Origin of the sequence: Xylanibacter oryzae DSM 17970 (assembly GCF_000585355.1) — a bacterium.
GTDB classification, from domain to species: Bacteria; Bacteroidota; Bacteroidia; order Bacteroidales; family Bacteroidaceae; genus Prevotella; species Prevotella oryzae.
This window is the reverse complement of record NZ_KK073873.1, coordinates 2,642,460-2,654,172: the sequence shown is the minus strand read 5'-3', so window position 1 is coordinate 2,654,172 and position 11,713 is coordinate 2,642,460. Positions and strand designations below refer to the sequence as shown.

The 11,713-nt window shown below is 33.9% G+C and carries 13 protein-coding genes; all 13 read right to left on the bottom strand.

Translation table 11 applies throughout. The annotated features are described in order from the left end of the window. Positions 1-13: 13 nt before the first annotated feature. Positions 14-859, bottom strand: coding sequence for a prolipoprotein diacylglyceryl transferase (gene lgt / locus XYLOR_RS10785; RefSeq protein WP_036879385.1), 846 nt, complete (start codon positions 857-859; stop codon positions 14-16). Positions 860-863: 4 nt separating this feature from the next. After that, on the bottom strand, positions 864-1,964 hold the full coding sequence (gene ychF, locus XYLOR_RS10780; RefSeq protein ID WP_036879383.1) for a redox-regulated ATPase YchF: 1,101 nt from the start codon (positions 1,962-1,964) through the stop codon (positions 864-866). 1,080 nt (positions 1,965-3,044) lie between these two features. After that, positions 3,045-3,500, bottom strand: coding sequence for an NTF2 fold immunity protein (locus tag XYLOR_RS13460; RefSeq protein WP_051508982.1), 456 nt, complete (start codon positions 3,498-3,500; stop codon positions 3,045-3,047). A 15-nt stretch (positions 3,501-3,515) separates the two neighbouring features. Continuing rightward, positions 3,516-4,721, bottom strand: coding sequence for an RHS repeat-associated core domain-containing protein (locus XYLOR_RS13455; RefSeq protein WP_051508981.1), 1,206 nt, complete (start codon positions 4,719-4,721; stop codon positions 3,516-3,518). An 81-nt stretch (positions 4,722-4,802) separates the two neighbouring features. Then, positions 4,803-5,258: an NTF2 fold immunity protein gene (locus XYLOR_RS10760; protein ID WP_036879379.1), complete on the bottom strand. Its 456-nt coding sequence runs from the start codon at positions 5,256-5,258 to the stop codon at positions 4,803-4,805. A gap of 15 nt (positions 5,259-5,273) precedes the next feature. Then, positions 5,274-5,483 carry a hypothetical protein gene (locus XYLOR_RS10755; protein WP_036879377.1) on the bottom strand — a complete coding sequence of 70 codons (210 nt, stop codon included), beginning with the start codon at positions 5,481-5,483 and terminating at the stop codon, positions 5,274-5,276. Positions 5,484-5,505: 22 nt separating this feature from the next. After that, on the bottom strand, positions 5,506-5,862 hold the full coding sequence (locus XYLOR_RS10750; protein WP_036879375.1) for a hypothetical protein: 357 nt from the start codon (positions 5,860-5,862) through the stop codon (positions 5,506-5,508). A 116-nt stretch (positions 5,863-5,978) separates the two neighbouring features. Then, complete coding sequence (locus XYLOR_RS10745) at positions 5,979-6,212, bottom strand: hypothetical protein (protein WP_036879373.1); 234 nt, start codon at positions 6,210-6,212, stop codon at positions 5,979-5,981. 194 nt (positions 6,213-6,406) lie between these two features. Continuing rightward, entirely contained in the window at positions 6,407-7,015 is a 609-nt protein-coding gene (locus tag XYLOR_RS10740; RefSeq protein ID WP_036879371.1) for a hypothetical protein, read from the bottom strand. Further along, entirely contained in the window at positions 7,012-9,162 is a 2,151-nt protein-coding gene (locus XYLOR_RS10735) for an RHS repeat domain-containing protein (protein ID WP_051508980.1), read from the bottom strand. Before XYLOR_RS10735 ends, XYLOR_RS10740 begins: the two co-directional genes overlap by 4 nt. A gap of 204 nt (positions 9,163-9,366) precedes the next feature. Beyond that, positions 9,367-9,960: a hypothetical protein gene (locus tag XYLOR_RS10730; RefSeq protein WP_154655725.1), complete on the bottom strand. Its 594-nt coding sequence runs from the start codon at positions 9,958-9,960 to the stop codon at positions 9,367-9,369. Positions 9,961-9,970: 10 nt separating this feature from the next. Further along, entirely contained in the window at positions 9,971-11,068 is a 1,098-nt protein-coding gene (locus tag XYLOR_RS13840; protein WP_154655724.1) for an RHS repeat-associated core domain-containing protein, read from the bottom strand. A gap of 179 nt (positions 11,069-11,247) precedes the next feature. Continuing rightward, the gene (locus tag XYLOR_RS10720) at positions 11,248-11,703 is read right to left on the bottom strand and encodes an NTF2 fold immunity protein (protein WP_036879364.1); all 456 of its coding nucleotides are present in this window, start codon (positions 11,701-11,703) and stop codon (positions 11,248-11,250) included. Positions 11,704-11,713 lie beyond the last annotated feature (10 nt).

The window sequence follows — 11,713 nt, the reverse complement described above, 5'->3', positions numbered from 1 at the left end:
AAAAAGAGCTGAATTAATCAGCTCCTAATTTTTTCATCCATTTACCTCCAAACATACAAAACAGTCCGAGTATGACAAATGGCACGCTCAATATCTGTCCCATATCTAATGGTAATCCTGCTTCAAAGGGTTCTTGTATATCCTTAGTGAATTCAACAAAGAATCTGAATGCGAATATTAATGTAAGGCATAATCCAAAGAAAAATCCGGAACCCACTTTCTTTGCGCTTTTACGGTAGAAGTACCAGCCTATGAAGAAGATAATAGCGTAAGCTATTGCTTCGTATAACTGTCCCGGATGTCTTGGTGCTCCGTCTACTCGTTCGAATATGAACGCCCATGGTACATCAGTAACTTTTCCTATTATTTCTGAATTCATTAAATTGCCGAGCCTTATAAAACAAGCTGTGGTAGGAGTTGCTATAGCTATATTATCTAATACTGTCCATAAATTGACTTTCGTTTTACGATAATACAAATATAGTGCAATCATAAGTCCTATTGTGCCTCCATGACTTGCCAGACCTTCATATCCAACAAACTTCCATGCACCGTCTATTGTCTGGTGTATAGGCAGAAGCATCTCAATTACATGTGGCCAGCTGGTAAGAAAATAATCCGGTTGATAGAAGATGCAATGACCAAGTCTTGCACCGGCCAGTATGCCAACAAAACAGTAGATGAACAATGGATCGAAGTATTTGTCTTCAATCTTCTGTTCCTTATACAATCGCTTCACAACGAAATAAGCTAGTAGCAGACCGATAAGCCAACATGTGGAATACCATCTAATCCCAAAACCACCTATATGAAATAAATAGAGTGGGGGATTCCAGAGAATGTAATTCAGTAAGTTCATATTTTTATACGTTAAATCTGAAGTGCATTATATCTCCGTCCTGCACCTCATAGTCTTTACCTTCTACGCCAAGTTTTCCAGCTTCTCTTATAGCAGCTTCATTGCCATATTTGATATAATCTTCGTACTTTATTACCTCAGCACGGATAAATCCTTTCTCAAAGTCAGTATGTATTACACCGGCGCATTGTGGTGCCTTCCATCCCTTATGATAAGTCCAGGCCTTTACTTCCATCTCTCCTGCAGTAATAAATGTCTGAAGGTTGAGCAGACTGTATGCTTTCTTGATAAGACGGTTTACGCCGCTCTCTTCAAGTCCGAGTTCGTCAAGGAAAATCTTTTTATCTTCGTAAGTCTCAAGGCTAGCTATATCCTCTTCGGTCTTAGCTGCAATAACGAGTACTTCTGCACCTTCAGTTTTAGCTATTTCCTCAACCCTTTTGCTGTATTCATTACCATCTTTTGCACTGTTTTCGTCTACATTGCAGATGTACAATACCGGTTTGGCGGTTAGCAAGAACAAGTCGTGAGCGGCTTGTTGCTCTTCTTTGCTTTCAAATTCAACAGTGCGTGCGTTAAGTCCTTTATCAAGAGCTTCTTTATAAGCATCAAGCACAGCAACATTTACTTTTGCGTCCTTATTTCCTGTAGCGGCTATTTTTTGCTCTTTGCTCATTCGGCTCTCTATTGTTTCGAGGTCTTTGAGCTGTAGCTCTGTATCTATAATCTCCTTATCACGTATAGGATCTATTGTACCGTCTACATGAGTTATGTTTTCATCATCAAAACAACGCAATACATGTATTATTGCATCAGTTTCACGGATATTTCCAAGAAATTTATTTCCAAGTCCTTCACCTTTACTGGCTCCCTTTACCAATCCTGCTATATCTACGATCTCACAAGTTGCAGGTACTATACGTCCCGGGTGAACTATTTCGGCAAGTTTTGTCAGTCGTTCATCAGGAACTGTGATTACGCCTACGTTAGGCTCTATTGTACAGAATGGGAAATTAGCGGCCTGTGCTTTAGCACTCGACACACAATTGAAAAGAGTAGATTTTCCTACATTAGGAAGGCCTACTATACCACATTTTAATGACATGTCAATCTATTTATTTTGTATACAGCCGCAAAGTTAGCTATTAAAAATGTAATAATTAACAGAAACAGTAATAAATTTGAAAGTTTAACTGATAATCTACTTTGTTATAGGTTGCTCACTGTCTGTACTAATTTCATTAGTGCAATATAATAATACAAAATTAAATGCGATTATTACAATACCCAAAATATTTTTAATTTTTAATTTTTTTTTAACCTCAACCTCACTATTATTGTATAAATGTATGTGTATCAATATGTTATATTTAGTGAGGTTTAGTGAGGTTAGTGAGGTTAATCTCACTAGTATCAAATCATTGCTATTTAGTAATCTTTTGTGTTGGAAAAGCATAAATATTAAAGAGCAAAACAACTTATTTTGTTAGACAAATCAACTTGTTTTGCTTAATAAAACAAGTTGTTTTTCAGACCTGAAAAGTTCGTTTTTTAGTAGTGAGACTATGCTTATTGTCTATTATTACTATGACTGAATTCGGCATAAATCTCTTTAGTTAAATTTCTTAGTTTTCTATACAAATTATTTAAAGATTTACTGAAACACTTTATACAAGTGTAAAACCATTCCTGATTTGCTTTACGCAATATAATGTTTGCATATTGTTTTGTCTATATTTCGTTGTTTGCACAAGATAAATATAAAGGCTATAATTCGAGATATTATATATATTATCAATTAATTATTAAAAAGTTAACCACTTTTGGAAAAAGACATAGTGAGGTTTAGTGAGGTTATAATATTAAACCTCACTCGCATAACATGCTAGTGTACATATATTTATACAATAATAGTGAGGTTGAGGTTAGAGAACGTTTTTATTTTCTATTTTATAAGTTTTTCTGTGATGTATAAAATACCTTTCAACAGTTTATATATTGTTTACCGTATGTGGTTAATGGTACGCAGTCTTTCACCTTTAACAGAATATACTTACTGCGTAACATTTCCGTTGATAAATTGTATTCTTCTTGGATTATTCATATTGTCGTATTCTATATTGGCAATTCCCTTGTTTGCATCAGATACTAGAGCATTACACGTACCTTTTAAGTGAAAGTATTTTTATTTGCCATGAAATATTCCTAATACCTTACCATCAGACTTCTGTATTAATATCTGAGCAGCGCCACCAAAAGAGTTTTTTGGAAGAGAACCATATATATACCAGACTCTGTTATTTACTAATTCTACATTAAAAGGTTTTTCTTTGTTAATTGTTCCCTCTCCGTAACAATAATTAAGTATTATCTTCGCAATACCTGCTGCTGACTTTGCATTGGGTATTATACCATTCGTTCTGCCATAAACTCCCATAGTGTCTATATCTGATTTAAAATAAGTATCATCTACCAATTTTCGTTCTTCTGTTATATCCTTGTCTACTTTCACATTTCCTTTAAAGATAAAATCTTCTTTGACTACGACATTTTTGCTTTTTACTATGTCATATTCTGACTTGATAAATATTCCTAGTATTATTCCTACTAAAAATATTATTATAGTTGTTATTTTTTTCATATCGCTATATTTTTATTAAAATTTAATTATTCGTTCATTTGCTGCTTCTTGATCTATTCTTCTTTGCCATTCAATTTCGTCTTTTAAATCATATTTTTTTGTTTCGCTAGAACTTACTTTGTTCTTTCTTGTGGGATCTTTGACGTCACTAGGCATATTATTATTAACTACAACAGTCTTACCTGTTTCGGGATTATATTTTTGTAAAGATCCATTTGGAGTTGCCAAATAACTCGGATGTTTGTTCTTATTAGCCTGTCCTATATCCCAAAAGGAATGCTCTAACCTTTTTTGCTGATCAGAAAGAGGAGTACCATATTCATCTCTTGCTCCTGAAAATTCATTATCATAATATTTATGATCATCATCATTCCAATAAGAACTTTCTCCATGGGTATGTATATTCGCAACAGCCCTTACTCCCCATGGAGCAATACTAGACGTTGAATGGGAGTAATCTCCTATATTTGGTATTGTATATGTATAGCCAATCTGACCTTTTCTGTTATGTATTATAAAAATAGTTGAGCCATATTCAACATTTTTTCTAATAGAATTATCATTGAAAGTTAGTCCAAAATCGTTAGCTGCAGCATCCATAGAAATGAAGAAATCACCAGGAGCAAATCCTTTTATATCTACAAACTTTATCGGATTATTCATACAATATGCATACGGATTGATTCCTTTATACGTTTCACATAGTGGATCCATTTTAGTCCATTGGGCCAATGCAGCGTCATAATCTCTAGCCCCATAGTCATACCAATCCAGTCCATGCATTCTGTCCAGCTCTTTTCCATTGTACTTATATGGCTGTGCAGAAGCATTAAACCCGGCATCACCATATACACCGCCAAAAGGATAGTAGTGCGTAACCTGTTCCAGCGTACCATTCTCATTCACTACTGCACGGTTGTTTCCCAGATGGTCTTGAGTATAATAATGGAACACGGGCTGGTTGCTATCCGTGAATGAACAGAACCCGCCACTAAATAATACTTTGTCCGGCTTGTTATTCTCAAAAATGAAAGGACCTATGTAATCCGTGCTATCTACGGAAAGAGTATTGGCAACCGTTAGCGGTAATGTATTGCCAATAGGCACTGTAATGTTGTTCACGGCCGTACGGTGTATTGTACGCAGCTTTTCACCCTCAGCAGAATATACATATTCCGTAACATTTCCGTTTGTAAATTGTATTCTTCTTGGATTATTCATATTGTCGTATTCTATATTGGCAATTCCCTTGTTTGCATCAGATACTAGAGCATTACACGTACCTTTTAAGTGAAAGTATTTTTATTTGTCATGAAATATTCCTAATACCTTACCATCAGACTTCTGTATTGATATCTGGGCAACGCCACCATAATAACCTTTTGGAAGCGAACCATATATGTACCAGACTCTATTATTTACTAGTTCTACATTAAAAGGCTTTTCATTATTAAATGTTCCATCGTAATAATAATTAAGTATTATCTTTGCAATATCTACAGCTGATTTAGCATCTGGAATGATTCCATCCTGATTGCTATATACGTTAAATGGGTCTATTCCAGATACATAATTGACACTATCATCTACCGATTTTCGTGCATCTATCATATCATGATCTACTTTCACACTTCCTTTAAAGATAAAATCTTCTTTAACTACGACATTTTTGCTTTTCACTATGTCATATTCTGATTTGATAAATATTCCTAGTATTATTCCGACTAAAAATATTATTATAGTTGTTATTTTTTTCATATCGCTATATTTTTATTAAAATTTAATTATTCGTTCATTTGCTGCTTCTTGATCTATTCTTCTTTGCCATTCAATTTCGTCTTTTAAATCATATTTTTTTGTTTCGCTAGAACTTACTTTGTTCTTTCTTGTGGGATCTTTGACGTCACTAGGCATATTATTATTAACTACAACAGTCTTACCTGTTTCGGGATTATATTTTTGTAAAGATCCATTTGGAGACATTTATTTATGATATCATAACTTATTATTCTCTTCGGAAAAAGCCATTTATCAACCTGAATAGTCTTGATTCTCTGTAGACGAAATAAACGTCAGCATCAATATCTTGTTCTTTCATGATATATGGTATGATTTTGTTATCTGTTTTTTTAAATATACTGTTAAGTGAGTCATTACTAATGCCTTGATTTACGATATAAAAATAAGAATCATTCTTAATAACACATCCCAAAGGATGGTAGTCTTTAAAAGTATCTTTATCTATATAACATTGTGTAATATAAAGCATTATTCCTTTTTCGCTTTGCCTTAGGAGCATTAAAAATTCTTGTTTCTGATAATCTTTTTTGTCCCTCTTATTCAAGTCAGATATTGAATCCATAATATTAATTAAAGACGTATTTCTTGTATAAAAGATACTTATTGTGTCAGCATTGATTGCAGAGCAACTAATACTAATAAACACTAATAGCAAATTTAATGTTAATCTTTTTATTCTCATTCTATGAAAGGTTTTATTTTATTAGGGTCACATTTTCCTACGATAGTAATACCAGATACTTCTACATTTGTATTTTTATTATACTCATAATGTTTGTTTTTTGCGCCTCCAAATTCATCAGATGATTTTCCATAAACTGTTGTTTCTAAGTGCTTATCAATAACTTTTTTATCAATTTGGAAAGAGTTTTTTGAATCTAGTTTTCCATCTTTAGTTGAAGAATATATCATGTGAAAGTCTTCGTCCGTTTTTTAAAATAGTAAAAAATATTCATTTATCTGTGTCAATTCTTCCGCAGACTTTTCCAAGATTTATTCATACTATCAGAAGGGAGTATATTTATTTTCCGTTGCTGTATTTTCTCTGCGAGCTTTGCGTTATCCGCGTAAGGCCATATAGTTTACTCAAATTATATTATCATTATCTATCGATATGTATCAATCAATAATAACTTTATCCCTTTCTTTTGTTCTGCAATAATCTCTTCCATTCTATCTTCTGGATTTGCAAAACCGTTTTTATGGGCATAATAGTATGAATAATCTAGAGGGATCTTCTTATATAGCTTTCCATACATTATATTTTCTTTCTCAAAATAATTATAGATCTTACAAATATCATAAAGTCTTCGTATTGCCTCTTTATTTGGAATATAAGGATTCATATTATCATCTGTCACGTAATATGTAAAACGTGTCAAGAATATATGTCCTTCCTTTGTCTTCAGATACATTTCTGGTACACCTATCGTATCAGATTTACAACGAACTCTATTGTTTACAATAGAACTAATTATCATAAAGTCTTTATGACTTAAAAGTATTGTATCATTGGGATGCAAACGATCAGACAATCTAATTTTATTTTTTGCTCCTTTAAATTTATCCGAAGTAGTGAAAATCGTTTGGAAATAAACAATAATTGAATCTGAGGACTTCGGTATATTTCGAGTCTTCTCGTGTGTATAAAAAACTCCAATAACAGCACATACTGAAATTAAAAATAAAATTATTAAACCTAGATTTTTTTTCATTTTTCTATTGTTGAAGTTGGACTAATTGTTGGATAATATTGACCGCTATGACTATTTCTGGGAGACTCTCCATTATCTATAGCTGTTTTTCTTTCACTTCCTATGATAACTCTATATTCTTCTTCATTATCATATTGCATATGGTCTGTTCTAACTCTTCTTTCCCGATTTCTATGTTCAGTTCCATTCCTTTCTTTATCCACAGCATGATCAAACTCGTGTTCCAATGCTGTTGCAGCTGACTGTTTCCCTTTACCATGATTGAACTTCGTTCCTTTACGAGATTGCCATCGCACAACATTTTGGCCATTGTATCCAAAATTTTCTGTATCAGGACCTTTATTGTCATCAAACATCTCGCTTTTAGAACCATCATATAAATCGATAGTGTATTTATCATTTGTAGCAGCTAATATCAAGTTTTCTCCTCCCCCATTTTTTGCATCATAGAGATATGCCTGTATGAAATCCTTAATAAATTGGTTTTTGGGGTATATAATCCTTTTCTTCCCACGAAATCCATAGAATATATATATCTGGTTATTTCCATTCCTATCTACATAGTGAATTCTAACTTGTCTTCCGTCGGGATCTATATTCATTATCGGATTATTCATACAATATGCATACGGATTGATTCCTTTATACGTTTCACATAGCGGATCCATTTTAGTCCATTGGGCCAATGCAGCGTCATAATCTCTAGCCCCATAGTCATACCAATCCAGTCCATGCATTCTGTCCAGCTCTTTTCCATTGTACTTATAAGGCTGTGCAGAAGCATTAAGTCCGGCATCACCATATACACCGCCAAAAGGATAGTAGTGCGTAACCTGTTCCAGCGTGCCATTCTCATTCACTACAGCACGGTTGTTTCCCAGATGGTCTTGAGTATAATAATGGAACACGGGCTGATTGCTATCAGTGAATGAGCAGAACCCGCCACTAAATAATACTTTGTCCGGCTTGTTATTCTCAAAAATGAAGGGACCTATGCAATCCGTGCTATCCACTGAAAGAGTATTGGCAATCGTTAGCGGTAATGTATTGCCAATAGGCACTGTAATGTTGTTCACGGCCGTACGGTGTATAGTACGCAGCTTTTCACCGTCAGCAGAATATACATACTCTGTAACATTACCGTTTGTAAATTGTATTCTTCTTGGATTATTCATATTGTCGTATTCTATATTGGCAATTCCCTTGTTTGCATCAGATACCAGCGAACCGTTTCCGTCGTAGATATATTCAGCACCGGACACGCTTACAGTATTGTCCTTAAAATCGAATGCCCCATTGTAAAGTACAGGGGCAGCATTGTCCTTGATGCTATACAGCTGGTTTCCATTGAGCGTAATACTAAGGTCATCAATGAGTCCATAGTTGCCATTGGTCATCTTTCCACTACGTTGCAGACTCGTTATAGCACTGTTTGCGGTATAGCCTGTAATCTTTTCATCATACCGTCCTGTGTTTTGACTCATGTCGGCATTTTCACCATATGTGGCTGTAGTAAGCCGGTTCATCCCGTCATAATCGAATTTATACCCTCTTATGCCACTTTCGTTGTCAGTTTGCCACTGCTGGCTGCTGATGTTTCCGTTATAGCATGGCGTGCCCGGTCCATCAGTATAATGCAGTGTCTCTTTGAACCCTTTGCCTGTGATCGCTGTCGTCCAGCCACGTAGATTATAGTTATAGGAAATGTCTCCTGCATTATCACCGCGTGTATTCTTTATAACCCGTCCCAGCCCGTCATAGCTTATTGTGCAAATCCTTTGTGAAATATTATTTATTTTTATGTCAATATTTTCCATTTTATCATTCGCCTTATAATAGGTGTTGTATACATTTTCATTGTATATTTTGCCATCTTTTCGTACCATGATGATTGATGAGGCAGGCTTGTCTGTGAAAGAATATTCTGTATGAACACATATAGCAGCGCCCTCAGGCAGGGTAGAGCACTCATCCTCAATACGCCCATTTGTATCATAATAAATGCTCTTTAGTAGAAAATCTCCTTTAGATGTTCTTGTTATGCTACCGGTTCCGCAAAATTCCGGTACTCCATTTTGTAGTTTTGCTTCAATTGAATCTTGCCCCTTATTGCAGTTTTTGCAAGTAAAGTTATGTAATACTCCCAAGTTAAACAGTGTCCAATTTCGGAAAGCATATATATTATGTTCTATGCGTATTTTGTTCTCTCATGCATATTTTCTAGATTTCTAAATCTATAAATTTATGTCTCTTTGCCAAACTATTCTATATATCAGCTGAGTCATAATATTATAATTTCAGATCTTGAAACATATTTTTGATAATTTCAGAATATTGGTCTTTTTAATATTCTACTCAAAATTCTCAAAGAAGAAACAATCTATTTTATATTTATTATCTTTATAAAACATTATTCTTGTTGCTAATATATAATAACTTTCACAAATAGTAATGTCCTTGTGGTTATCTTCTATTTTATTAATTTCAGAAATATTCCAATTGTTACATAAGTTACGTGTTTTCTCATGAAAAAAACAATTCGTGACATCTGTATCAATTCTCAAGGTATCATTTTTTAAATTATTTAGGCCTATATTATAGGCCGATTTATTTACTAAACGATAAATTAGAATATCTTTTGGTGACTTCTTAAGCCAACATGCTGAATAGTCTCCTCTGTAATCATCACTATAAATCTCAAGAATGATCAATGTATCATTAATACTTACACGATTCTCTACAAATTTATAAAGCCCATCTATTTTCCTTATTTTATTGTAATTATCTATTTGCCAGTCACACCAGTGTACAGAGTCTTGTGAGAGATTACCACGAATAGTAGTTCTTTGAACGTTCCTTATAGAATCGGATATACCATTCCAATTATAAGAATATGCATAGCTGTTACATAATATAACTACAAATATAAATAATATTTTTTTCATATATATATTTTTAATGGAAAAATAAAAGTTTTCTTGTTTTTGCATCAATTACTCGTGTAGGTTCGAATCCTTTTCCTGAAATAGTACTATAATGAGTCCTTAAAGGTATATCATGTTCTATACGTATTTTGTTCTCTATATAGCATGCGTATTTTTCTGAATTAGGAACTGCATTTGTTGTAGGTGTCTGCTCTATCCAGTTTCCTTTTTCAGATATTCCCTCTTTAGCGTCTTTTGCATGCGCTAGTTCATGAACTAACCCTATATAGGATGGTCTATTGGTTGAACCGTTTTCATCTATACCACCATCTATACTTTCACAATCCCAAAGTATCTTTGCTTGATTTTTGTTACCATCGGTACTATTATACCCTGTTGAAATGTAAACATTATAATTACCACTTAAACTTGTGATAATATCAGCTCCTGTTTTACTTTCTCTTAATTTATCCAATGCACCATTTAAAGCATTTAAATATACATTACTTCCTGTATATAACTGTTTTTCTGAATTTTCAAATCCATAGACTCCGTTATTATTACAATAAGAATATTTATCATATCCAACGATTTCTCCCTTTTCAATTATAGGCATATTATATATTATAGTATCGCCATTCTCATCAATGTTATTCACTGGATTATCACCACAATACACATAAGGACTGGCATTATAGTATTTCTCACAATATCTATCCATTTTAGTCCATTGGGCTAATGCAGCGTCATAATCTCTAGCCCCATAGTCATACCAATCCAGTCCATGCATTCTGTCCAGCTCTTTTCCATTGTACTTATATGGCTGTGCAGAAGCATTAAGTCCGGCATCACCATATACACCGCCAAAAGGATAGTAGTGCGTAACCTGTTCCAGCGTGCCATTCTCATTCACTACAGCACGGTTGTTTCCCAGATGGTCTTGAGTATAATAATGGAACACGGGCTGGTTGCTATCCGTGAATGAACAGAACCCGCCACTAAATAATACTTTGTCCGGCTTGTTATTCTCAAAAATGAATGGACCTATGTAATCCGTGCTATCTACGGAAAGAGTATTGGCAACCGTTAGCGGTAATGTATTGCCAATAGGCACTGTAATGTTGTTCACAGCCGTACGGTGTATTGTACGCAGCTTTTACCGTCAGCAGAATATACATACTCTGTAACATTACCGTTTGTAAATTGTATTCTTCTTGGATTATTCATATTGTCGTATTCTATATTGGCAATTCCCTTGTTTGCATCAGATACTAGAGCATTGCACGTACATTTTAAGTGAAAGTATTTTTATTTGCCATGAAATATTGATAAGACCTTACCATCAGACTTCTGTATTGACATTTGGACAACACCACCATAAGAGCCTTTTGGAAGAGAACCATATATGTACCACACTCTGTTATTTACTAATTCTACATTAAAAGGTTTTTCATTGTTAAATGCTCCATTTTCGCAATAATTAAATATTATCTTTGCAATATCTACTGCTGCCTTAGCATTGGGAATGAGTCCGTTCTGATTACTGTATACGTTAAATGGGTCTATTTCAGATTCATAATTGATACTATCATCTACCGATTTTCGTGCATCTATCATATCCTTGTCTACTTTCACTTTTCCTTTAAAGATAAAATCTTCTTTAACTACGACATTTTTGCTTTTCACTATGTCATATTCTGATTTGATAAATATTCCTAGTATTATTCCGACTAAAAATATTATTATAGTTGTTATTTTTTTCATATCGCTATAT